Here is a 25,652-nt window from a genome sequence, read left to right as displayed (position 1 = left end):
CGAAACAGATTCCGATATATACGAAGGCAACAAGGTGCTGCTTCCTTTGGGCCCGTCGATGGTGGTTTAAAACACAATCCAATCCGGTGCAAAACGGAAAATTCATTAAATTGACAGATCAACAGAGAGGATGACCATTAATCATGCGCTACTGAAAATTCAGAAGCCCATGAATCTCAAGCCGGCCTTAAATAAGTCGGTCATTACAATGCCCCTACCGAAAAATCAGAAAGTCAAAAACATGTAGACGTACGTGTACAAGCCTCCAAAAGTTTAATTATATTAATAATTGACCAAATGCAACGTGGCGAAATTACTCTGTATCATTATTTAAGTTACAGTTTGCCACACCAATTATTGCCTATGCAACAATTTGATCCAAGAGAAAAATTCGGATGAAATCAGAACTTTTCGTTCAAGTTGCGTATAAAAAATACCGGACAGCGAATGATGAAAGGTTTTAAATTGTTGTTAGTTTTAAATGACGCTTCGTACAAGTGAGTCAGGAAAGCAACTTTAGTATAGACACCGAAGATTTTAGAACTGATGCATTTCGCTACAGCAACATTTTCCGTTTACCTTAGATCAAGCCAGTTGAAAAACACAGGTACACCTATCTTGATAAAGAATTACCTAAGCAGATAGTTAATAATGTAGCTTTTTCTTTTTCAAATAAGCAAGCAACTCTTTGGGCCTATCGGTCTGAATGATGGTTGCTCCACGTGCAATAATCCAGTCCCAGCTGTTTTTCACATCTCCGTTTTCAACGGCGCGGTCATCATCATGCCCTGCATTCAAACTTGGCCATAAGGAGTTAATCCATACTTTTGAGCCGTGTGCCCTGATGAAACTTGTATTGGTTAGTATTGCCGAAGTATCCGTTTTAAAATTCATTTCAAACGCTACCGTCTTCATGTGCTGCTGGTAGGTAGTGATGATTTGCCGGGCATCGGGTTGATCTAAGTTTACAATAGGCATGTAGGCAATGCTGTCTAACAGTTCCGGGTAACGTTTGCTTATCTCTTCATAAGGTGCTTCGGCTTTGAATATGGCTTGCCTTAATGTTCCGGTTTGCTTCAATATCTGATAGGCCTCGGGGTAATAATTATAGCTCTTGTCTAAATTAATCAACGCTTTGCCTTTAGCCAGTTGCATCACTTCAAACAGCGTTGGTATTGAATTTTGTGTTACCCGGCCCAAGCCGTTGCGAAGATGAAACTTTTTCAGTTCCTCCCAAGTATAGTTAGATGGTTTCCCTTTGCCATCGGTAGTACGGTCAATGGTGGCATCGTGCATAATTACAATAACGCCGTCTTTAGTTCTGTTTAAATCCAGTTCAATAATATCTACCCCCATAGTAATAGCACTTTTAAAACCCGGTAATGAGTTTTCAGGCGCGTTGCGCCAGTCGCCCCGGTGGGCGGCAACCATTACATGCTTATCGTTGGGGTTGTGCAGCTGAGCAACTAAGCTGTCTGCATGGCTTTTGCGCTGTGCATACAAATTACTTATACCTGCTGAAAGCAACAAAAGCACAGTTAAAAATTTAAATTTCATTGTTGTTATAGCTTCTATTTTGCATCGATACTTGATATCCACTGTTGGGTAGTTCCCCAGCTTTTATTCGGCTTTGGGCCTGCTGTGATAACCAGCATGCCACCTGTGGTAACCTCTTTGTGGCTGAGCCAGTTGCGGTCGAGTGGCTTGCCGTTGAGCGTAGCAGATTGAATGTATTTATGATTAGCCGCAAAGTTTTTTACCTGTATAATAAAGGTTTTACCACCTTCGGGGTTAAACTTCACTTCCTTGAACAAAGGCACGTTCAGATAGTATACCGGCCAGCCCACACAAGCGGGTGAAATACCGCAAGCGGCAAACACATACCAGGCCGACATAGCACCCGCATCGTCATCCATGGTGCGCACATAGGTATCGGGCTTGTTTTGGTAAATAACGCCCACAAAAGGATCAATGCCCCGGCTATTGTCATTGAAGTAATATTGCACTACCGTATCTGCCGCATACTTATGCACCAGGGCTTGCGATTTCCAGGGCTGAGACGTAAAGTTGTACATCAGCGGCGCTTGTATGTCAGGCTCGTTGGCATGGTTGTAATAATCGTTGTCAAAGAAAGTATCCAACTGTTGCAGGTAAGCCTGCTCACCGCCGGTTAAGGCGATTAATCCTTTTACGTCAAACGGTACCAGCCATCGGTATTGCCATACGGTACCCTGGTACATACCCCGTGCAGAAACACGGTCAACATCGGGCTTGCTTAAATCTTTAAAATCCTTATTCCAGTAAGATTGATAATCAGCGGCTTTTTGCAAATACTCACGGCTTAATGTAGTGTTGCCGCTTATCGCCAGTATCTGGGATAGCGCCCAGGTATCGTAGCTCGATTCCAAAGCTTTATCGGGGTGGGAAAAATCCAAGCGGTTTACCTCGGCAATAAGCGAATCAGTAATCTGGCTGAAGTTCATTTTATAGCCTTTGCGGTAAGCATCCAACAGTACAACAATGGCATGTTCGGTACGCACAGTGTTAGACGGTTCATGCTGCGTGGCATAATCCTTTTTGCCATAAGTATATAATTGGGCAATTGAATTCATCATGCCCTGATACCGGTCAGGAAAAAGCAATGATAGCAGCGGCAGCTGGGTACGGTAATTATCCCATACAGCCCAGCCGTTATAAACTGCGGTGTTGGTGTGCTGTAAGTTGCCGTTGGTAGCCCGGTAAGTACCATCAGGCTCAGATACCACATACGGCGATTGCACAGTGCGGTAAAGCATGGAATAGAACAGCTTTTCTTGCTCGGCACTGCCTTTAACTTGTATTGCACCAAGCACTTGGTTCCATCCTTGCTCGCTTTTTGCTTTTAGCTGTGCGTAACTGTTAATGTTTAAAGAATTACGGGCATGCGCTACATCAACAGAAGAAAACGCAATATGCAGTTGCACCTGAGTGCTTGTTTTAATTTTATTTTTTGCCAGAAGCCAATGCTCATTAACGGCATCGAACTCAACCGGCTGCTCAAACCTGATGGCATAATAAACGCGGTAAGTACCCACATTGCAGGTAGTACGCGAGTCAATCCAACCGCTAATTTCGTTGCCTTGTATTTGGTGCTCTTCGGCTACAAAACGGTTAGCGAGCGTATGGCTTAAATCAAGCATAAAGCATTTTTGAACACCTGCGGGAAAAGTATAATTTTCTGTACCGGAGTTTCTTTCAACGGCAAATTCTGCCTTTATGCCATTGGTGAAACCCACCTGATAAAACCCGGGCCCGGCGCTTTCTGTAGCTTTAAGTAAAGCTGTTGCAGAATCGGTACCGATAAAGGGTTTGATCAATATATTACCTCCACTGCCCTGGCAACCTACGCCTTCAAAGCGGTTATGGGTAAAGCCCAGAAACATTTTGGCTTTATGCTCGTACCCCATGTGCAAATTAGGATAGGTTTGCGGCCCGATGCTGAGCATACTAAAGGGATAAGAAGCAGCCGGCGACATTTGCCCGTGATCACCCGAGGAGCCTACGAATACATTAACCTGTTTGGCCGGCTGTGCTGCCGCCAGGGCGGAAACAAATAATAACAAAAGGGCAGATAAATACTTCATAAGCCTAAATAAAAGAAAAAGGAGGAACAACTGTTCCTCCTTAAACAGGTTTGAAACAAATTAATAACCCGGGTTCTGATACATCTTTTCCGGATTAAGTTTATACTCATCAAATGGTATAGGATAATAACGGTCTTTACTGCTAAAGTTACTTACTTTGGCAATACCATAATCAGCCTGGCTCTTGCTTCTAAAATAGCTTATCAGTTCATCGGTAGTAAAGGTACGCAGCAAATCAAACCAGCGATGATGTTCAAAAGCCAGTTCCACACGGCGTTCGTGCAAAATGGCCAGCTTTAAAGTAGGATATTTGCTGCTGTAGCCAGCGTTTGCCATAGATACGGCATAGCTTGGCATACCTGCCCTGGCACGTACCATATCTAAATACTGTATGGCGCTGCCGGTATCACCTAAGTAATTACTTACTTCGGCCAGCATCAGTATTACATCAGCATAACGAATTAAAATCCAATCGTTACCGCCATAACCCAAATTTGATGCTGCGGCGCTGTTGTCCCTGAACTTGGTGATGAAGTAATCCTTCACAATAGGATCATTGGCATATTTAACAGAATAAGCCATGCGCGGATCGCCGGTTTCATAATCCTTAATTAAATCCGGCTTTACATTGCCGCCCACTCCCGAAGATACAATTAAAGAATTAATGGTTTCACCTTTTGCCTGGTTGTTGGCTGCCACAGAAGAACTATAGGTAGGATCACCCTGCTTGTTCACAATTTGAAAAATCAGTTCGGGGCAGGTTGACTTTTTGGTTACATCAAAAACATCAGAATAAGGGATGCTGCTTAATGTGCCAAAATTTTTCATGTTGTAAGCATTTAACAAATAGGTTTTGGCATTATTTAAATTGGCCTGGCGGTTAGCCTGATCAAGCATGGTGGCCATGGTTAAATATACCTGGCCTAAAGTGGCATTAATTGCGGCCTTGGAGGTACGGCCAATGCCAGCACCGGTTTGCAGGTTAGGCAGATTGCTGTTTAAAGCATCTTTTAAGTCAGCTACAATTTGTGCATATACGGTAGCCTGCTTTTCGCGGTAAGTAGCTGAGGTTACCTCATCTACTGTTGAAAAGTTGGTAGTTACCAGCGGCACATCGCCCCAAAGGCGCACCAGATGAAAATACATTAATGCCCTTAAAAATTTAGCTTCTGCAATGTACTGCTGCTTTTGATTTGGGTCGGTAAACGGCACCTGGTCAATGTTCGATAACAGCACGTTAGCTCTCGAAATGGTACCATACAAAGAAACCCAATGGCTTTTTAAGTAAGTGTTGCTGGGCAGTAACGAAAAATCATTGAATTGAAACGGCTCACCTGCGTTCGACTGGTTATCGTTACGGCCGGTGTCATCTGAGCGTTCATCTGTCCAGAGGCCGCTGTTTTCGCCAATGTTATTGCTGCTGCGCAGCGATTGGTAGATACCATTTACGGCAGTAAGTACATCGCTCGGCGTGGTTAATGCAGCTGCAAGGGTTACCTGGTTACGCGGAACCTGATCTAATGCGCCTTTTCTGCACGCAGTACCTGCAACAACCAGGGCGGTAAAGCAGGTAATAGTCAATATCTTCTTTTTCATTTCGTTTTCTTTAATTGATGATTTAGAAAGTTACCCTTAAACCTAAGTTGTACGAACGCACCAACGGGTATACACCATAATCAATACCCGGAGCCAGGTTGGCAGGTTGGGTGTTGTTTGAAGCACCTGAGCTGTAGTTATAATCCACCTCGGGGTTGTAGCCTTTGTATTTGGTAATGGTAAATGCATTAACTACGCTGGCAAAAATCCGGGCATTGGTAATACCCAATTTACCGTTCAATAATTTAGGAAGGGTATAGCCCAAAGTAATATTGGTACAGCGTAAGAAAGAGCCATCTTGTAAGTAGAAATTAGACAAGCGCGTGCTGTTGCTTTGCGTACCCGCGCGCGAAGCCCGGTAAACAGTACCATCGCCAGGTGCATCTGCATTGCGGTAGCGGTTGGCTACATCTGCATACTGGTTGCCCGAGCCTTCCATGTTGTACAGATAATAATCCTGGCCATCAAGCACTTTGTTGCCATGTGAGCCGTTGAACGAGGCGCTGAAATCCAGTTTTTTATAAGTAGAATTTAAGGCAAAACCATACGTGAATTTAGGGTAAGGAGTGCCGATAACGGTTTTATCGTTATCATTTACAACACCATCACCATTGGTATCTACAAACCATAAATCGCCTACGTGCAGCGGGTTGGATTGCGAGGCCGAAGGGGCCAGCTTGCCAATGTTTTCGGGGGTAACCATGCCACCTACTTTAAAACCGTAGAACATACCCACAGGCTGGCCTTGCTGGGTAATATTAGTAAGGTACGAGCGCTCTGCGCCGTTAACAATAATGGTATTGTTGCCGCTCAGCTTGGTTACCATGTTGCGGTTGAGAGAAATATTGCCGCTCAGGTTAAACGTAAAATCTTTAGCATTCACAACACGGCCATCCAACTGGAAATCCAAGCCCTTGTTACGGATTTGCGAATTGCGTAAATTGGTAAGTACTGTAGTACTGCCCGATATAGCCGAAATAGGCTGGCGGTATAATATATCCTGCGAGTTACTCAGGTAATAGTTTACAATAAACGAGAGCCTGCCTTTTAATACGCCTATATCTGCACCAAAATTGTACTGTGATGTTGATTCCCAGCTTAAACTTTGATCTGCAATGCCCAGCGGATAAATTGCAGAGGCCACTGCACTGCTGTTACCGAATACCACACCGGTAGGGTTCGAATAGTATTGATAATAACCATAATCGCTGATGTTATAGTTGCCGCTTTTACCCCAGCTGGCCCGTAATTTAACTGTAGACTGCTCGCCCAGCAAGTTGTTATAGAACGGCTCCTCGGATAACGTCCAACCGGCAGCTACCGACGGAAAATAACCGAATTTATTTTTAGGGCCAAAGCGGGAAGCGCCATCTGCACGAAAAGAAGCCGTTAAATAGTATTTACTGGCATAATTGTAATTGATACGGCCTAGGTATGAAAACAGGGTGGTAGTTATTTTTCCTGTATTGTTGTTCAATGTAAAAAACGACGGATCGGCTCCCTTGCCTGTAATTTCTGGTTGTTTATCATTTTGAAAACCCCGTGCTGTAACACTTATAATATCGGTATTTGTGCGTTGTACGGTATTACCTGCTAAGGCATCAATATGGTGTTTGCCGAAGTTTTTATTGTAGTTTAATGTAAACTCAGCCAACAGATCGTTAACGCTGGTGGTAGTGGCTACTGCATTGGCAGCTGCAATAGAAGCTGCCGAACCCGGAGGGTTTGCACCGCTGCTTAGCGTAGTAGGCAAGTAATACTCATACTTCTCATTATAGTTTTGCGTACCCAGATTTGCCTTAAAAATCAATTCAGGCAAAATTTTGTAGCTGGCATTGGCATTAATGGTAGTACGATAACCTTTACGGGTAATTTTGGTACGGGTAGCCAGTGCCACCGGGTTTTCAATACTCTGATAACCGTAAGCTGATGATTGTGCTGCTGCAGCATTGGTAGCTAAACTGCCATCGGCATTATAAGCCGGAAAGAAAGGCATATAAATTAAAGCCCCTAATACAGGTCCATGGTCAAAGCGGCCTTCTTGTATTTCCTTATTATAGTTCTGCGTATAACCGATGTTGGCAGCTACATGCAGGCGGCTGTTTACATCGGCTTCAATATTTGACCTGAAATTGTAACGCTCTTGGCCCGAAGTCAGGATGATACCATCCTGGTTTTGATAACCACCACTTACATAGTATCGGATATCTTTAGAGCCGCCCGAAAACGATAAGGTATGGCGCTGGTAAAAAGCGTTGTGATACAATTCATCCTGCCAGTCGGTATTTACCGTTTGATGAATAAGGCTTTGCGTTGCAAAATCATACAGATAAGGCGGAATGCTCACACTGCTGGCATTGCCTACATTGGCAATACGGGTGGCATTATTGTCTGAATACATGGAGTTGTTCCATGTTTTGCCCGAGTTGGTCCATAAATCATAATAGGCGTTGTTGCGGCCATCAATTACCAGCTGCGCAAACTGGTCGGCATCTAGCAGCTTTACTTTTTTGGCCAGCTGGCTAAAGCCGGTTTGCACGTCATATTCAAACTTGCCTTTGCCTTCTTTACCGCGTTTGGTAGTAATGATAACTACACCACCCGCAGCCCGCGAACCATAAATGGCAGCAGAAGCCGCATCTTTCAGAATGTCAATTGATTCCACATCTTCCGGGTTGATGTATACATCATTACCCGCCGGGTAACCGTCAATTACATACAGCGGATCGGAATTGGCAATAAAGGAGCCAATGCCCCGAACCCGTATTTTAGTAGACTGATAAGGCGCACCGCTGGTTTGCGATACCTGTACACCGGCAACTTTACCTACCAGGGCCTGCCCTAAAGTAGGTGCAGTAAGGTTAAGCTCATTGGCTTTAACGCTGGAGATGGCACCGGTAACATCACTTTTACGCAGGGTTTGGTAACCAATAGCCACTACCTCATTCAGTAAATTTGATTGTGGCTTGAGTTTAACATTAACAGGGGTGGCCTGTGAGGTGCTTACCTCTTGGGTAATGTAACCCACAAAGCTGAATACCAGTGTAGTACCTTCTTCAATATTAATACTGTATTTACCGTTTATATCGGTAGTAGTACCTTTTGCGCGGTTGTTTTTATCGTAAATGCTTACACCTGGTAAGGGTTCGTTATTGTCATCGGTAACCGTGCCTGATACTATTTTGAAAGGTGATGTTGCAGCAAAAGCGCTTGAGTGCACATTAGCTATCCCAACTATAAACAAGACGAGAAAAAGGTTAAATTTTGTTAAAAGGGCAGGTAAAAGATTAGGAGTAATCTTTTTATTCATAAGTTTAATTTTTGATTGTTAAAACTGTAAAGCAGGCGACCGCTTTGTGAGTTATTGGCAATTGATTTCAGAGCCGGAAAATGTTGGCGCATTTTTCGGCTTTTTTGTGTACACAATTGAAATATGTGGTAGCTTATTTACATAGGCACTTGGGTTAATAGCGGATGGAACCAGACAGTAATTTAAAGGATTGTTAAAATGAACATCTGTTGTATAAGTACTTGCCAACAGCAGCGCTAAATAGTTATGATATTGGCAACAAAAGTATAGGCGCAACCTTAAGCCAATAGTACAACTGTATTAAGTTTATATTAAGCACAAACAACAAAGGCACCACGTATTGTGATGCCTTTTTAAATGATGGAAACAAGCCCGTTGTAGCTACCAGTTGGTACTCATATAATTCACATTGTTTTTGCGCGATGAGGTTACTGCTATACCTTGTTTGCTGTTATTTAATAAGGAAAAGCCTTCCAGTTCATCCTGGCGGCTATTGATGTCAATTTCGTCGGCTGCCTGCATTTTACCTGAACTTATTGATTTTTCTAAATCTACATAGGTAAACCGCCACTTACGCCCTTCTATCTGGTTTTGTATCAATACCAGCATACCTTTATCAGCTACCCAGTGTAAGTTTTGCACCCAGGGCATACAACTGAACTTTTTAACCAGCACACCGGGATCGCTCGTTTTTTTACATACTTTTAATTTTTCCGGGTCATATAGGCGTACTTCGTTATTGGTGCCACCATAATCGGCAGTGGCTACATACCATTTATGCTTGTATTGTACATACTCGGGCCGGGTGCCTTGTATACAAGCATCGTCTTCAATGGTGTTGAGTAAATTTCCATCAAGTGTGCCTGTTTTTTGCAGCCCCTGCCAATCAACACAGTAAATAACAGCCCGCCATTTGGTGCCTTCAGTATTCAAGCGGATAGAATTGCCTATAAATACCGGGGCATTGCCATGGCAGGCTATACCGGTAGGATGGTTAATTACATCCTGCCCGTTTTGGGTCAGCTTCATTTCGTGGTGCTGGTCAACCAGGCTGTCGTTAACCCATTTGAACTCCCGTATGATACCCACTTCGCGGTCGCCATATAGAAATACTTTACCTTTCTGATAAGATATACCCTGGCAGGCACCCAGCGAATCTATAGTTGTTTCGCGGGTTAATGCCATGTTTGTGGCTTTGTGTGTAAATGCATAGCCTAACAAAGCCAGTGCAATTACACCTGTTAATAGTTTATACTTCATACTGGTTATAGATTGCTACTAAGGATCGAGCGGTTCATAAGGATTAATCTGGAAGGCATCTATTATCGGGTAAAACTCTACCCCGGTATCATCAACAGATTTGCCTAAACGGTAAGGCACATATTTTAACTCCCGCTCACAGCGCGCTGCCATATTGATAATGCCGTTATGCTGCAATCTGTCGGTTACAGCCAATACAGGTTTATCAGTAGGGATATGATAACGATAAATTAAACGCACTGCATTGCGCATATTGGTGGTGGTATGCCTGGCATGGGGTTCAACAATTAGCGCCTGTTCAGGAATGTGCAGTACTTTAATCATGTAGGCTTTCATTTCTTCGGCCTCGTTATATTTTGTTTTATAAGGATGCGCATTACCGCCCGAAACAATGATGAATGGCGCTAACTTTTGCTGGTAGCTTTGTGCAGCCAGCCGGCAGCGGAGCATACCTTCGGCACTAAGGGGCGTGGTTAAGTCATCCGGGCCGGCGCCCAGCACCAGCAGGGCAGTATAAGGATATTGCTTCCAATTGGTGCGGGCTACCTGGTTAACAGCAGCTTTGTTGATAGTAGCAGCCATCGGCTCATAATGAGCCGGATCCTGCCTTTCATTGAGTTGCAGAAATAATAATGCGGCTCTTAAAGGCGATTGAAAAAACAGGCGGTCGGCCTTTGAATCGCCCGATAAAACCGTTACAGCATCATACACCAAAGGGAAATATCCCTTGCGTTTAGTGTTAAAACTTATAGAATCAATAAGCGGATAATTAGGCTTCTTCCCACCGGCATATACATCAATGGTGTAGTTAATTCCTGCGGCATCCTGTTCCCATGCCTTTACCAGAAAATCAGCCGGGGCAGAACTTTTGTAAAGGTAATATGCCGCTGAAGGAATGAGTTGTGTTTGTACCAGTTTACCCAGCGCATTGCCGGGCTGATAAAGCTTAGCCAACCGGCTGCTTACCTGCTTGATTTCGCTATCGGTAAACTTCATGCTTTCCACCAGGCATCCAGCCTCTTTGCAACTGCTAATCGCATTTTGCAAGTTGGTACGTTTTAATTGAGTCAGGCTGTTTAATGATGTATCTGTTGTGAGCAGTTGTTTTACCGCAGTATTCTGTTCAATCAAATACAACAGGTAATAATTTTTCATCGTTATCCACTCATCGGCTGAAGAGGGAGATTTCACCGCTGATGTGTTATTATATTGAGATAATGCCAAATTGGACGAAATCAGCAATAGTAAAGCGGAATATATTAATCTTTTCATAAATAATAATCTCAACAAAAAACATAAATAAGCATGAACTAAATATCAAATCAACATTAATATTTGGATTTATTTAATACTTTCTTAAACTCCGATAGTAATTGTGATTTGTAAAATTTACAACATTGCGCTTGTTGGCTTTATTATTTAAAGGCAACTCACTAATTTAAATAATTATCACTATACTGCTTTGTTATCTAAAGTTACGTGCTTTGGGCAACACTTCCCCAACAGCATTTTCCCGTACCTGTGTCCGCTTGTTATCCACCTGAAATGGCATTTCTGTACCTTTGGCAAGTGCTTGGCTGAACATACCAGTGAGATCATGGCAGCTATTAACAATCACATGAACAACTTGCCCTTCACGTTGTAACCAGCCTTCGACCATCAGCAGCTTAGCCCCGAGTATTTCTTTTCGGTAAATATCAAATAGCTTTTCGAATAATACTAAGTTGGCCGTGCCGGTTTCATCCTCAATGGTTATAAAGCATACGCCGCCTGCCGTACCAGGGCGCTGGCGGGAGAGCACTACACCTGCTGCTTTAATTTTAGTACCAGCTTTTGTATTAGTAATCTCTTCACTGGAAAGTATGTTTAAACGTGAAAGCTGCTGACGAATAAAGCTTATCGGATGTGCTTTTAGGGATAGCGATAATGATGCATAATCCTGCATCACTTGTTCTGCCGGATGCATGAAAGGCAACTGGATTTGTGCTTCTGTTGCATTTTCTGAAGGTTGATCTTTAAACAAACCCAGTGGCGTATCCTGCAAAGCGGCCACCTCCCATAGTGCCTGCCTTCGACTTAACTTCATAGAACCAAATGCATCCGCATCTGCCAGCTTTTCCAGGGTCGCTTGTGATACCCCGACGCTGTGCAGCTCTGCAATGGTTTGATAAGGCTGGCCCCTGTTGGCAATTAAGGTGATGATATCCTGATCACGTACCCCTCTCACCTGCCGGAAGCCTATACGCACTGGAGCATAATAGGCAATTCGTTTCTCCAAAGTGTAATCCCATTCAGAATAGTTGACATCTACAGGCCTAAACTCCACTCCATGTTTGCGGGCATCAATAATAATCTGTGCCGGATGGTAAAAACCCATTGGCTGACTGTTCAATAATGCAACTGCGAATACATCCGGATAATAACACTTTAACCATAGCGATACATAAACTAGCAAGGCAAAGCTGGCTGCATGGCTCTCCGGAAAACCATAGCTGCCAAAACCTTCTAACTGTTTGAAGATGCGCTGGGCAAATTCTTCGGTATAACCCCGCTCAAGCATACCATTTATTAGCTTTTCCTGAAACTTATTGACCAGCCCTTTAAATTTAAAGGTGGCCATACTTCTGCGAAGTTCATCTGCCTCTGCCGGTGTAAAACCTGCAGCTACTATGGCTATCTTCATGGCCTGCTCTTGAAATAATGGTACGCCTAATGTGCGGTTCAATATAGCTTCTAATTCGGGCGATGGATATTCTACCGGCTCTTCACCATTACGCCTTAGTATATAAGGATGCACCATATCACCTTGAATCGGGCCTGGCCTTACAATAGCAACTTCAACTACCAAGTCATAAAACTTTTTAGGTTTTAAACGGGGTAGCATAGCCTGCTGTGCACGGCTTTCGATCTGGAATACACCAATGGTATCGGCACGGCTAGCCATCTGGTAAACACCCGGGTCATCCTGCGGTACGGTGGCCAGTGTTAGCGGATGATTGTAATACTGTTCGCACAATTTAAAAGCTTTACTGATGCAGGTGAGCATACCCAAGGCCAAAACATCTACTTTTAAAAAGCCTAAAACATCAATATCATCCTTATTCCATTCAATGTTGGTACGGTTGACCATACGTGCATTCATGATCGGGCACAAATCTGAGAGCTTACCTTGGGTTACCACAAAGCCGCCTGTGTGCTGCCCCAACTGACGCGGAAAGCCTAGCATCTGAGCTGTTAGCTCAATTACTTTTTTGAGCAATGGTTCATCAGGGCTGAGGCCTTGCTCTACCAGCCGCCTGGCATCAAACCATTCATCTGTATGCTCCCAAATAGCAGCAGACAAACGGTTCACCGTATCTACGGATAATCCCATTGCTTTACCCACATCACGTATCGCGCCCTTTTGCCGTTGCTGCGTAACAGTAGCTACAATGGCAGCCCTGTCCCTGCCGTACTTATTATAAATATATTGTATCACCTCTTCCCTACGCTCATGCTCAAAGTCCACATCAATATCAGGCGGCTCGTTACGGGCTGAGGAAACGAAGCGCTCAAAGAGCAGGTCAAACTTGGAAGGGTCAACAGAGGTTATACCTAAACAAAAGCATACCGCAGAGTTAGCAGCAGAGCCTCGCCCCTGGCACAGGATGCCTTGTTCGCGGGCGAAGCGAACAATGTCATACACAAAAAGAAAATAATTAGCATAGCTCATCTCCTCGACAAACTTCAACTCATGGTGCAGTGTACTTTCAACCTTTTCCGGAATTGTGCTACCAAAATGTTCCCTGGCACCTTTCCAGGTTAAGTACTTCAGTTCTTCCAGCGGTGTACGGCCCGTATTGCAAATTTCTTCAGGATAAATATATTTCAGTTCATCCAACGAGAACGTGCAGACATTCGCAATGGCATCAGTACAGGCCAAGGCGGCTGGATACTGCTTGAACAGGCGCTGCATTTCAATAACTGGTTTCAGATAACGCTCTGCGTTAGGATATAACAGGAAGCCAGCACGGTCAATTGTGCATTTCTCCCGAACACAAGTCAGTACATCTTGCAACTCTCTTCGCTCGGGCACATGGTAATATGCATCGTTGGTAGCTATTATAGGTATATCCAACCTTTTGGACAACTGCGATAAGCGAAATAAACGCTTATGGTCATTGGCCTGATAAGTGCGGTTTGCACTTAAATACAACTGGGCTTTAAATTTTTGCCGATACTCTTTGATTGCGCTGATAAAGTTTTGCTCAAAATCAAATGCATCATTCAGGCCTGCAGGTGGAACCACCACAAAGCAGATACCGGATTGGTGCTGATACACATCTTCCTTGTATAGATGACATTCTCCTTTTTCGGCTCTCAAATTGCCCAACGTCAGCAAAGCAGATAACCTGCTGTAAGCAGCTTTATTTGTGGGATAAGCCAACAAGGCCGGGCCATCTATCAGGTTCAATCTACAGGCGGGAATGAATTGTATACCTTGCTTCTTGGCTTCTGCATGGCCGCGTACAATCCCTGCCATGCTGTTATAATCGGTGATAGCAATCGCCTTATACCCTAATGCGGCAGCCTGCCTCACTAGTTCCTCCGGATGAGAGGCACCACGCAGAAAGCTAAAATTACTAGTGGCTTGTAATTCGCTATATAACATTGTCAGCGTTGAATTAAGCAAAGAAGCCATGTAAAAACCATTGATGTGGAGCTGCTGCATAATGACCTGAGCGGAATAGCCAGTAACGCCTGCCGGCATCATCTTCTACTACATAATAATCGCGATGCTCTCCCTGATTGAGCCACCATTCCCGCTCAATGCGTTCGGGACCATCCGCTTTCTTTATATAATGCACTATATTTTGATAACGAAACAGCATTGGCGGATCATCCGGTATAGGGGCGCTGACCTCTATGGGCTGCGGACGCAACAAAAGCTGTGTGGGACGTGGCTTATCAGTTGGCCAATTGTTTACCGGCACTTCTAACAATGACACAGTGCTTTTCACCGACCATTCGGGCCAGTGGTGCTGCTGGGGAAGATAACGGTGTACTCGTTTAGCACCCAATTTGCCCGAGATACGGTCTAAAAGTTCAGCTACGCCATTGTCATTTAAACCCGATCTCTCTATCCATAAGTGTTCCTGTTGCACTTCTACCTTCTCTGCCTCGGTAACATCCATCACAAACAGCTCAATGCCAAATGCCGGTTCGATGGAAGGAATTTGCAGTTCAAATAATGTCATCAAATGCGCTGCCTGATGAGAAGCTTTACGGGTTCCAATATTTACTTGTTCTATCTTGCCATCTACACGGTAGCATTTTAATGTAGCAGCACGTACCCCTTTACCTTCCTGTTCCAGCCTTTGGCAAAGCATAGCTAATAACTGCTCAATAGCAATCTCAATTCCAATAACCGTATAAATGGGCTCCAGACAAGGCAGACGTTCTTGATAAGGTTGCTGAGGTTGCAAAGGTTGCAGGCGCTCAGTTCTGATGCCCAACGCCTGGTCTAACCGAAGCTGTAAGCCCTCACCGAAACGTCTCCTAAGATTGGAACGAGGAATATCTATAAAGGTATGGACAGCAGTAAGCCCCAGCTTATGTAGGCGATCCAGCACAATGCCGTCCAATCGCAAAGCCGCAGGCGGCAAATGTAATATGGCAGCTCTTTCCTGCCGTGGTGCAATGATTTTGTTCTGCTGGCCGAAACGTGCATTAGCCCATGCTGCCCCAATGGTACTGGCAATAGCTGCCTTAACTACATACCCTTTACTTTTGAGCCTGCTGGTAACTTCTGTTATATAATTGTGCTCACCACCCCATAAATGGGTACAGCCGCTGATGTTGAAAGTTAATCCGTTAGGTGGATCAATGGCGATTATGGGCGTATAGATGATAGACCACTCACCAAGGGCGGTTAATAGCTTAGTTTCTCTTTCCTGTTTATCATTAAAAACCTGTAAACCGGTAACTATTGCTTTTGCATCGGCCAGAAGTGTACCTGCCTTAATACCTTGCTTTGCTGCAACTAAATTAACAGCGGAAATAATCATTTTTCCCCGTTCCGGCAATGCAAATACAATAGGAGAACCCGCCAGTTCCGGCTTACGAAGCGTGAGCCAGTCGGTAATCAGGTAGGGAAAACATAAAGACATAAAGCGCTGCTCCATCTGCTCATCCTACCTTTCTGTTCATGTGTTTTACTGTATTTTGTTGTTCCGCAATTACGGTAAATATACCGGATGACCATTCGACCATCCACTTACCTGGCGTGCCATTACGAACCTTTAGCAACTCCACTTCCCATCGTGGTAACCCCACACCTGGCATTCCTTGCAATGGCTTGCTGGGCATGGGGGTAATTTGCCACCTGGCGGCACATAAAGATGCGCGGTTACCCTGCACACAGTTGCGCAACAGGAAACAGGTAGAATGGTGCTGCTCTGCGGCCAATTGCAGCCTGCGGGTCTGTGCAACTGTAAATGTTGCTATTTCGGTAATTACTGCAGTAATTCCACGGCACTTCAATCCTTCTTCGGTAGCCCATAATACATCCCGTTCGGTTGCCGCATCTACAAACAGGACATGATCAGGTTGAATGCCAAACATGGCTAATGCAGGTGGAAACAGCTGCCTGGAGGTGCTAATCCAGAGACATAGGCCGTTATCTTTAATTAATGAAGCCAGCAAACCTGCAATAAAGCCACCGCAAGCCGCACGGTGTTCCTGCTCGGCACAAACGAATTCATGCAAGGCACCTATAGGAAACAAGGCATTTGGGAAAGCCTTTTCTATAACCTCTAATCCGGTTAAATGACTATGGTTTATTTTTGGTATATATATACCCTGCCACTCAAGGATATCGGCTTGTAGTTGTTGTATGATGCTTTGTTTGGCTTCAAGCATAAGCATAGTGCGTTAACTGTGATAGAGATGATTTCATGTTTGCGGTGATTGATACACTACAAATTTATGCTAAAAAATTTAGCAAACGCAAGGATTAATGCTGCTTTTGAAAGAAATTCGGTATTAATCTATAAATAGCAACCCTTAATGAGGCGCTATTTAACTTCACATTTATTGTTGAATTCAAAAATATACCAATTAAATGAGGTAGAATGGTTAAGGTTACCAGTTACCAACTTTTGAAATAAGTCATAAAATTTAATTCAAACAGCTTTATATGACTTTGGGCGGGATTGACAGCTAACTTAAAAACAATTGAAATTTCGATTACCGATTTAGATTATGTGACCACATGCGCCATCTATGGTAGCTTACAGATATTTATGAAAAAGATAGCAAAAAGTTGCTGGTATGACGGTGTTACAATATAGGAACAATTGCATTAAAGGGAAATATGTGAGTGAAGTGATGTATGCGCTGATGATTAGCATTTACATTAGAGTTATGGTGTACTACATTATTCACTATGAAAAAGCTAACATTTAATATAGGAGGTCAAATAATAACATCACTCCATACTTTTACGATTGAAGATTCTGAATTTACAACAAAAATAAATCTACGGATGATTAATGAAATATTGGATGACATTTTTGTTGATATAGCTCCAATACAACACGGAAAAAATATCAAATGTGAAATTAGTAGATGAAAGGATGTTCTTTCGATATTTAGGTGGAAAATTTTTTCGCTATTAAAACTATTTTTAGTGGCAAGCCTGGGTTGGGATTCCTCACTGTATACCATGAAACGCCATTAGCACAGAAGAGTATCTCTAACATTGAAGATTTTTATATAATCACAGATAAACACAGTGATCTACGAATAACCAACTTTTCTTCTGCACCAACGAATGCAATATTGCAACAACTTACTAACTCGAAATTGGTGCCAATTTATGAGACAATGTAGCAGAAGCTTTTGTTAGACATTTTGATGAAAGAATGCTCAAAAATAACTTTAAGATCAATTCTATTAAATAGAATTAATACCGCCAACGGGTTAATGTAATATACTTTTCTCAAGGTTGCTTGAAAAATATCTTTTGCGGAACCAAAAAGCGAGATTAACAAGGGCGATCAGCGCAGGCACTTCTACCAATGGACCTATCACACCTGCAAAAGCCTCGCCTGAATTGATGCCAAATACACCGATGGCAACGGCTATTGCCAACTCGAAGTTGTTACCAGTAGCGGTAAAGGCAATTGAGGTGCTGCGGCTGTAATCGGCACCAAATGATTTGCCGATAAAAAAGCTGATAACAAACATGATGGCGAAATAAATTACCAAAGGTATTGCAATACGCACCACATCAAATGGTATCTGTACAATCAGATTGCCCTTCAGGCTGAACATGACCACAATGGTAAAAAGCAAAGCAATCAGCGTAACAGGCGAAATAAACGGTACATACTGGGTTTGAAACCATTCCTCGCCTTTCAATTGGATAAGCGCATATTGGGAAATTACACCAGCAGCAAAAGGGATACCCAAATAAATGCCTACAGATTTGGCTATTTCGCCAATGGTAATGTTTACTGCTAATCCTTCCATACCAAATAGTGGTGGCAGAAAAGTGATAAAAACATAGGCGTAAACACTATACAACAACACTTGAAAAATGCTGTTCATAGCGATAAGTCCTGCGGCGTATTCACGGTTGCCCTCGGCCAGTTCATTCCAAACAACCACCATTGCGATACAACGGGCAAGGCCGATCAGAATCAAGCCCACCATATAATCAGGATGGTCGCGCAATAATGTGATAGCAAGGACAAACATTAGTATCGGGCCGATGATCCAGTTTAAAACCAGTGAGGCCGTTAATACCCTGGTGTTTTTAAATACCTCACCCATATTCTCGTATTTCACTTTGGCAAGCGGTGGGTACATCATCAGGATCAAACCAACGGCAAGCGGAATGTTGGTAGTACCGCTTGAATAGGAATTAATAAAACCGGCGGTTGATGGCACAAAGTAACCGAGTGCTATACCGATACCCATGGCCAAGAAAATCCATAGTGTAAGATACCGGTCAACGAACCCTAATCTTTTTCGTTCGGACGCGGGAGCACAATGATTTACTGACATAGGTTTAGCTTAAATGTTGATTGATAAACGTCGCCGAATAATTTTTAATCAAGTCGCGCACACGTTTGAATTCATCCATGATGCCTGCTTCACTTCCCGTCGCTTTGGCAGGATCAGGAAAATTTTGATGGAAGCGCTCAACTCTGCCAGGAAAAAATGGACAAGCTTCATTTGCATTATCACAAACCGTGATTACCATATCAAAAGAGATATTGCTGTATTCATCAACATGGTTGGAAGTATGGCGTGATATATCAATATGATCTTCGGCCATCACCTGAATAGCTTTCGGATTAACGCCATGCGTTTCAATCCCTGCGCTATAGATATTCGCCTTATCGGCTGCATAAAACCGTAAATATCCTTCTGCAATTTGACTACGGCAGCTATTGCCGGTGCATAAAACTAAAATGTTTTTTTTCATCTTTATATATTTGTTAGCAGCAACCGCTTCCGGGAGTGCAGGTATTTTCTTTTGCAGCGAGATTAATCAATTGCATTTTCAGTTTTTCAGTGCTTGCAGGGGTACAGCATTCCTCCCCCTTGTTGTTAGTGCCGCAGCTTCCACCCCTGGTAATGGCTTTGCACTGCACCGCGTCAGGACGGAGATCAACTAATAAGCTTTCACCGTTTACGGCAAGCTCATTCGGGAACATCTGGCGGGTATCAAATTCGGAATTGCCAAACTCTATTTTAACAATGCCGTTCGGATTCAATGGCAGCCTCTGTTCCACGATAGCGATAATGGAAAGCGCCTTACTCACTTTCATACAATGTTCCTGATGTTGGTTCTCCGGCACCCAAAGTTGTACAACGATCTCTGTCCAAGCGTTCATTACACCTCCACAATCCACTGATGTGATTGGGGCCTGTCTAATCTCTGTGATATGGTAAGCTGCATCCACTAATTTGCCATCGGCATATCGGAATTGCAGGTTAAGATCAGGATATTGCCAAAGTATTTCCTTAAAGCATTGCCAGTTCATGGTGTTTGCAGTATTCACGTTAGTTTTCATTACATTATTGCAATATTGCGATTAATACATTCAAATTTTTTTAGCAGCAATTAGGTTCTTTGTAAGTAGCGAAAAAATATCCTAATTCTTTTTGCAGTTTTGCCCAAGCCTTTGGTTCTATGCAATAGCAAACACTAACCCCCTCTATAGTACCTTGTATCAGTCCTGCATTTTTTAACTCTTTCAGGTGCTGTGAGATAGTTGCTTGAGCCAATCCTAATTCTTCAACAAGATCACCGCAGATGCAGGCATTCGCTTTTACAATATGTTGAAGGATGGCAATACGGGCGGGATGTGCCATGGCCTTCAGCATGGTAGCCAGCCTATTCTGCTCTTCGGTAAATATTTCTGTTTTGGTTAAGCCCATAATTATATTGCAATATTACAATTAATTTCACTCCATTAATAATTAAATTTTCGATGGTTGAGGCATTCAAAAACCTATTGATATAATTAATAAGCAAGTAATCATTTTTGGATTAACTTTTTTTATAGGCTGAACTTTCATATTCAAGGTCCGTCGTAAAACCAGGTCGGGGTCAATGGTAAAACAACATGTGGAACTTATTCCTCTGCAAATTAAATTTATATGTAGTAAAGTTTTGTACCTTAGGGGTATTTAATGCCTAAGCTTTAAGGCGTCCCGAAATGTGATTTCTTACTGGCGCCACCAGTTTTTCAATGGTTGCATCTCGTATTAATTAAAGTGAATTCTATGATCAATGATCAGATAATTATGGATTGCAGGAACTGTAATGCACCAATCGTAAGTAAATTTTGCCCCGAATGTGGGCAGCCAGCAGTGATAAAGCGAATCAATAGCCACTACATCATTCACGAGATAGAACATCTGCTGCACTTTGAAAAAGGAATCTTGTATACGGTTAAGGAGTTGTTGTTAAGACCAGGCCAAAGTGTGCGGCACTTTATAGAAGAAAACCGCAGCAGGCTTGTCAAACCGATCATATTCATCATTGTAACTTCACTAATATATACAGTTATCAATCACTTTTTTCATATAGAGGAGGAATACATTCAATTTGAGGGCAGTCAAATGCCTGCTACCAGTGCAATGATCAATTGGTTTCAGACACATTACGGCTATGCCAATATCATGATGGGCATGATGATCGCTATGTGGACAAAATTATTTTTCCGGAAATATGGTTACAACTTTTACGAAATACTTATTCTCCTTTGTTTTGTGATGGGTATTGGTATGTTGATCTTTGCATTAGTTGCTTTGTTTCAGGGCGTAACACATGTAGAACTTATGCCCATAGCCGGAGTTATAGGAATTGCTTACTGTTCATGGGCAATTGGTCAATTTTTCGAAAAGAAGGCCGCTAATTATTTAAAAGCGTTTTTTGCCTATATACTGGGGATGATCTCTTTTATAGCTGTCACAGCAATTGTTGGCGCTTCTACAGATTTGATTTTTAAACATTGATCGGCTAGTGCCAGCATAACCGACCTGAAATTTCCAATTAATGCGTTTAGCCATCAATGCCAGCAAATAACACCCTTAACATCACCGAGACACATTTAGATATCGCTTTAAACCAGCTAGAAGTAAGTTTTTGGAAACTGGATATTACCATGCTTACGATGGACTGTACGCCGCAATGCAAAATCAATGTTGGCGCAGCTGACTTATCTGAAGCTTTAAGCTATGGCAAACTTATTGAACTGATTATGCCTGAGGATAGTCGAAGAAGTAGGCTAACGTTAAAATGCATTACCGTCTGACGATGGGAAAATTTCTCTCAATAGAAGGTTCGTCATCCGGATGGGCAGCCTGCACTGGTTTGAAACCGACGGATATAACTGAATTTATACTTTATAATATATATATCCGAGGCAACGTTTTTTGAACAACAAAACAACTGTCAAACATTCTGTTAGCTTTGCGGTTTGATTAAGGAATTTATAAACACTCCTCTTGTTTTTGCAGACCCATCATAATACTAAATATTGAAGAGGTAATTTTATTATACTATATCCGCCTAAGCGCCGTGCATTATGTTACGCAAACCTTATTTAAGGAAGCATCCATGAAAACTCTCAAGGATCCTATATTTCAAGCCTTATTCAATTCTCCTGTACCAAGAATTATTGTGCGTGCGGATGCGCCTGTTTTCACAATAGTGGTAAGTAACGATGCTCATAAAGCAGCTACAAACCTGATTGGAAAAGATATATCGGGTAAGTCAGTTTGGGAGACATTTGACCCTGCAGAAGCGGGTGGTGACGGCGGAATACTGCTTCTTGATGCTTTATCTACAGCTCAACAAACAAATAGCACTGTATTGATGCCCCCTTTCAGGTACGATATGGGAGCGCCAGCGGGCGATGGTATGGTTGAAAAGTGGTGGCAATTAGAGATTATGCCTATTGGCGGTGACTTGATTGCTCCCGCTTTTTTGCTTACTACAACCAATGATATCACAGAACAGATTTTCAGAGAACGTAGTAATGAGGCGACCAAAAATACATTGACGCAAATAAACATTTCGCTTGAGGAACAGGTGAGCAGCAGAACCAAAGAGTTACAGGCTGCCTATGAGCAGGTGAGTCTTTCAAAGCATGCCGCCCAACTTGGCACATTTGATATGGACCTGAAAAAGGGAACGATGGAATGGGACAGCCGTTGCCGCGAACTATTTGGAATAAGCCACAATGCAGAAGTTACCTACGAACACGATTTTTTAACCGGCCTCTATCCTGGTGATAAAGAACGAGTGGAAAAGCTGATTAGTAATCTTTTTGACCCTATGCTGAGCAATGGAGATTATGACGTGGAATACCGAACCATAGGCGTTGCAGATGGCAGGGTCAGGTGGATCAGAGCAAAAGGGAAAGTTTACTTTGATGAAAGAAACGAACCTCAGCGTTTCATCGGCTCAGTATTGGATATAACCGATAAAAAAACGAAGAAGAGCTTAGAAATGGGTTTATCAGTATGGCCAGCCATGAACTGAAAACGCCGCTTACCTCATTAAAAGGCTTTTTACAGGTTTTAGGAAAAAGAAAAAGTATAGAGAATGATGACTTTTGCCGTAACATTCTTAAGAGCTCTGAGCGGCAGGTTTTTAAAATGCAAAATATTATCAACGGCTTTTTAAACATGTCACGATTAGAAAGCGGTAAACTTCAATTGAATTTACAGTCAATAAATTTGTTAGAAACCATTACAACCACCATTGAGGAATTTCGTTTACTGCAACCTGGTGTAAACATATCTTTTGAGCCGGGTGAAACTGTTGTGTTAAATTTAGATAAAGAAAAAATTGAGCATGTTCTGATCAACCTCTTTAGCAATGCTGTAAAGTATTCAAAAAAAGATTCGGCCATATTCGTAGGCTATCAATCAGATTCAAATATCGTTACCATTTACGTTAAAGATCAAGGTATAGGCATAAAGGAGAATGAAATAGACAAAATTTTTGAGCGCTTTTACAGATCTCAGGAAGCGAAAGATAAGCATATTGCCGGATTTGGAATCGGCCTTTATTTGTGCCATGAGATTATTAACTTACACAATGGCCGGATTGATGTGGTTAGCACGCCTGGTGAAGGATCAAATTTCGTTATTACATTACCTTTGAATTTATAAGTCGCCGGTTAAAATCCTTAAGTCACTTGCTTAGCACCTTATGTTTGGCAGCCCATATTTCCAACTACCGAATCACCGGCTTCAACTGGTAGCCAAGTAAACTCATATTCAACTCTTACCGGTACCTCTACATATACCGGTCGTTTAATCACGTTGAATTCTTCCAACTTTCGCAGGCTAAAGCAAGCATTTGATCTGTAACATTTGGCAGTAAGCTTTATAAGTCGCTAAACCTCACGCCTTTTTGTTGACGAAGTTTATGGAAGTTTCTTTAATCTTGGCCATGCGCATTTAGTTTTGGCAGAAATATACCTAATTACCATTTTCACTGACCATTCCCCAACTGTATACACTGCTCGGATTTAGTCCTGATTCACAAAGGCTTTCAGTTCTGCCATTTTACCGTCTCGAAATTTCCAGACATCGCACACCGAATATGTTATTATCATTCCTTCCTTTATCATTCAATTTAATCCAGGCAATTGCGATAAGTCTTTCACAGCTGATCTTAACAGTTCACAAAAATAAACCGTAATTTTTCAATAACTATCTCCCACACCAACTGGCGATTAGTAGTAACTATAAATAATGATGGTAAGCATGTAAGGCGTAAAATGTTGCCAAACGTTCAAAGAATTTAAAACTTTCCTTAAGAGGAATTTTAATTACTGCTTATACTTTTCCAACTTACGGGTTTCTTTACGCAATACTTGTTATTGCTATCTTGCAGGCATAAACCCTCCATGCAAGAATTAAAATTATTTCTAACCTAACTGTAATAATTACTGGAGATGACCTGACAACTATCCTCAGTTACTTTAAACCAAAGTCATTATGCAAAGGGCAACTCTTATTGAAATGCGGTCAGATAGTTACGCATTATTATTTTCTGAAAAGTGGTGGATTGCGTTTCTATTATGACCAAGATCGAGAACTTACTGCCTGGATTGTTCAGCCCGGTGAGTTTTTTACTGAAATTTCGAGCTTAAACCCAGAGGTTCCAACCCGGTTCAACATCGAGGCAGTTGAGCCTGCCGAATTCTATTGCATCAGCAAAAAAGAAATGGAAATGCTTTACAGGCAAATACCCGCTTGGCAAGAATTCGGCCGCAAAACCTGGGAAAATATGGCCATTCGCATGATTAATGAAATTATCCGTTTCCAGACGATGACAGTTGAGGAGCGGTACTTGGAATTTTTAAAAAAGCCAGGCTTTATGCAACTTGTGTCTGTAAAACAAATAGCCTCATACCTCGGCATAACACCCAATGCCTTAAGTCGCATACGTAAAAACCTGCGTTAAATTTCATTAACTACCAAATGGTAGTTTCAGGCTTTTGATTGGATAATAGCTTTGTATCATAAATACTAAAGACTATGAAAAAAAATCATTTTAGTTGCAGGTGCTACCGGTGATTTGGGTGGTAAAATATGTAAACACTTACTAAAAAAAGAGGTTAATGTAAGAGTCCTGGTTAGGAAAGAAAGTGACGAAGCAAAGGTAAAGGAGCTGCGCAAGATTGGAGTAGAAGTTGTAACCGCAGATTTTGCAGATGAGCACTCGTTAATTGCTGCTTGTGAGGGGAGTTCCTGTGTGGTATCGGTACTGGCGGGCCTACACAAAGTTATTGTGACCGCACAAAGCCAACTGTTGCATGCCGCTATCCAGGCAGGCGTATCACGATTTATTCCGTCGGATTTTTGTACTGACTTTACCCAACTAAAAGCAGGTGATAACAGGCATTTCGACCTGCGAAAGGAGTTTCAATCCATCATGGAAACCAGCAACATCAAGGCCACATCTGTTTTCAATGGAGCTTTCGCTCATGTGTTACAATATAACATCCCACTGTTAGACACCAAGGATAAGAATATTAATTACTATCTAGGCTAGCGCGACTGGCAGATAGACTTTACCACCATAGACGACGATGCGCCACGCTTTCTGCGCATTGCCAGCTTTAGGGTAAGTCCGAATGAATTAGCTGAATTGACCAAACGCATTTTTAATGAGCAATTTGAATTAAAAGAACAGGGATCTTTAGAACAAATCAACTCTACCCTCAATGGCAGCAAATGCAATACCTGTACAGCATGTTTGCAGCACACCATCATACGCTTGACAATGATCGCTATACAGGCCTGACATGGCAAACGGCAGAACAAACACTCGAACAAAT

General features: G+C 42.5%; 20 protein-coding genes. 6 read left to right on the top strand and 14 right to left on the bottom strand.

Annotation, left to right across the window (positions count from 1 at the left end):
- Nucleotides 1-645 precede the first annotated feature (645 nt).
- The 13 genes from ACYVNW_RS02840 to ACYVNW_RS02780 form a co-directional block, all read right to left on the bottom strand.
- Nucleotides 646-1,557, bottom strand: a complete 912-nt coding sequence (locus tag ACYVNW_RS02840; RefSeq protein ID WP_460678330.1) for a glycerophosphodiester phosphodiesterase family protein — start codon at nucleotides 1,555-1,557, stop codon at nucleotides 646-648.
- 14 nt (nucleotides 1,558-1,571) lie between these two features.
- On the bottom strand, nucleotides 1,572-3,623 hold the full coding sequence (locus ACYVNW_RS02835; protein ID WP_460678329.1) for a glycoside hydrolase domain-containing protein: 2,052 nt from the start codon (nucleotides 3,621-3,623) through the stop codon (nucleotides 1,572-1,574).
- A gap of 60 nt (nucleotides 3,624-3,683) precedes the next feature.
- Complete coding sequence (locus tag ACYVNW_RS02830; protein ID WP_460678328.1) at nucleotides 3,684-5,219, bottom strand: RagB/SusD family nutrient uptake outer membrane protein; 1,536 nt, start codon at nucleotides 5,217-5,219, stop codon at nucleotides 3,684-3,686.
- A 22-nt stretch (nucleotides 5,220-5,241) separates the two neighbouring features.
- Nucleotides 5,242-8,463, bottom strand: coding sequence for a SusC/RagA family TonB-linked outer membrane protein (locus ACYVNW_RS02825; RefSeq protein WP_460678327.1), 3,222 nt, complete (start codon nucleotides 8,461-8,463; stop codon nucleotides 5,242-5,244).
- Between the two features lie 447 nt (nucleotides 8,464-8,910).
- Nucleotides 8,911-9,789, bottom strand: a complete 879-nt coding sequence (locus tag ACYVNW_RS02820; protein ID WP_460678326.1) for a hypothetical protein — start codon at nucleotides 9,787-9,789, stop codon at nucleotides 8,911-8,913.
- 18 nt (nucleotides 9,790-9,807) lie between these two features.
- Nucleotides 9,808-11,061, bottom strand: a complete 1,254-nt coding sequence (locus tag ACYVNW_RS02815) for a YdcF family protein (RefSeq protein WP_460678325.1) — start codon at nucleotides 11,059-11,061, stop codon at nucleotides 9,808-9,810.
- A 193-nt stretch (nucleotides 11,062-11,254) separates the two neighbouring features.
- The gene (locus ACYVNW_RS02810) at nucleotides 11,255-14,440 is read right to left on the bottom strand and encodes an error-prone DNA polymerase (protein WP_460678324.1); all 3,186 of its coding nucleotides are present in this window, start codon (nucleotides 14,438-14,440) and stop codon (nucleotides 11,255-11,257) included.
- A gap of 13 nt (nucleotides 14,441-14,453) precedes the next feature.
- Complete coding sequence (locus tag ACYVNW_RS02805) at nucleotides 14,454-15,938, bottom strand: Y-family DNA polymerase (RefSeq protein WP_460678323.1); 1,485 nt, start codon at nucleotides 15,936-15,938, stop codon at nucleotides 14,454-14,456.
- 19 nt (nucleotides 15,939-15,957) lie between these two features.
- Nucleotides 15,958-16,689, bottom strand: coding sequence for an ImuA family protein (locus ACYVNW_RS02800; protein WP_460678322.1), 732 nt, complete (start codon nucleotides 16,687-16,689; stop codon nucleotides 15,958-15,960).
- A gap of 1,062 nt (nucleotides 16,690-17,751) precedes the next feature.
- Complete coding sequence (arsB, locus tag ACYVNW_RS02795) at nucleotides 17,752-18,840, bottom strand: ACR3 family arsenite efflux transporter (RefSeq protein ID WP_460678321.1); 1,089 nt, start codon at nucleotides 18,838-18,840, stop codon at nucleotides 17,752-17,754.
- Between the two features lie 4 nt (nucleotides 18,841-18,844).
- The gene (locus ACYVNW_RS02790) at nucleotides 18,845-19,264 is read right to left on the bottom strand and encodes an arsenate reductase ArsC (RefSeq protein ID WP_460678320.1); all 420 of its coding nucleotides are present in this window, start codon (nucleotides 19,262-19,264) and stop codon (nucleotides 18,845-18,847) included.
- 13 nt (nucleotides 19,265-19,277) lie between these two features.
- The gene (locus tag ACYVNW_RS02785) at nucleotides 19,278-19,856 is read right to left on the bottom strand and encodes a DUF6428 family protein (RefSeq protein ID WP_460678319.1); all 579 of its coding nucleotides are present in this window, start codon (nucleotides 19,854-19,856) and stop codon (nucleotides 19,278-19,280) included.
- A 40-nt stretch (nucleotides 19,857-19,896) separates the two neighbouring features.
- On the bottom strand, nucleotides 19,897-20,223 hold the full coding sequence (locus tag ACYVNW_RS02780; RefSeq protein WP_460678318.1) for an ArsR/SmtB family transcription factor: 327 nt from the start codon (nucleotides 20,221-20,223) through the stop codon (nucleotides 19,897-19,899).
- 348 nt (nucleotides 20,224-20,571) lie between these two features.
- On the opposite strand from ACYVNW_RS02780, the gene ACYVNW_RS02775 reads away from it, so the two are divergent.
- From ACYVNW_RS02775 to ACYVNW_RS02760, 4 genes are all read left to right on the top strand, one after another.
- Complete coding sequence (locus tag ACYVNW_RS02775; RefSeq protein ID WP_460678317.1) at nucleotides 20,572-21,306, top strand: DUF3667 domain-containing protein; 735 nt, start codon at nucleotides 20,572-20,574, stop codon at nucleotides 21,304-21,306.
- Nucleotides 21,307-21,362: 56 nt separating this feature from the next.
- The gene (locus ACYVNW_RS02770) at nucleotides 21,363-21,605 is read left to right on the top strand and encodes a hypothetical protein (protein WP_460678316.1); all 243 of its coding nucleotides are present in this window, start codon (nucleotides 21,363-21,365) and stop codon (nucleotides 21,603-21,605) included.
- 305 nt (nucleotides 21,606-21,910) lie between these two features.
- The gene (locus ACYVNW_RS02765; protein ID WP_460678315.1) at nucleotides 21,911-22,837 is read left to right on the top strand and encodes a PAS domain-containing protein; all 927 of its coding nucleotides are present in this window, start codon (nucleotides 21,911-21,913) and stop codon (nucleotides 22,835-22,837) included.
- On the top strand, nucleotides 22,819-23,472 hold the full coding sequence (locus tag ACYVNW_RS02760; protein WP_460678314.1) for a sensor histidine kinase: 654 nt from the start codon (nucleotides 22,819-22,821) through the stop codon (nucleotides 23,470-23,472). Before ACYVNW_RS02765 ends, ACYVNW_RS02760 begins: the two co-directional genes overlap by 19 nt.
- A 38-nt stretch (nucleotides 23,473-23,510) precedes the next feature.
- Here the strand turns inward: ACYVNW_RS02760 and ACYVNW_RS02755 are convergent, their stop codons facing one another.
- Complete coding sequence (locus tag ACYVNW_RS02755; protein ID WP_460678313.1) at nucleotides 23,511-23,639, bottom strand: hypothetical protein; 129 nt, start codon at nucleotides 23,637-23,639, stop codon at nucleotides 23,511-23,513.
- 584 nt (nucleotides 23,640-24,223) lie between these two features.
- On the opposite strand from ACYVNW_RS02755, the gene ACYVNW_RS02750 reads away from it, so the two are divergent.
- Both ACYVNW_RS02750 and ACYVNW_RS02745 read left to right on the top strand, forming a co-directional pair.
- Nucleotides 24,224-24,775 carry a Crp/Fnr family transcriptional regulator gene (locus ACYVNW_RS02750; protein WP_460680988.1) on the top strand — a complete coding sequence of 184 codons (552 nt, stop codon included), beginning with the start codon at nucleotides 24,224-24,226 and terminating at the stop codon, nucleotides 24,773-24,775.
- Between the two features lie 114 nt (nucleotides 24,776-24,889).
- Complete coding sequence (locus ACYVNW_RS02745; RefSeq protein ID WP_460678312.1) at nucleotides 24,890-25,366, top strand: NmrA family NAD(P)-binding protein; 477 nt, start codon at nucleotides 24,890-24,892, stop codon at nucleotides 25,364-25,366.
- Nucleotides 25,367-25,652 lie beyond the last annotated feature (286 nt).

This window comes from Mucilaginibacter koreensis, from assembly GCF_054783355.1.
This window is presented reverse-complemented; position numbering and strand designations above follow the sequence as displayed.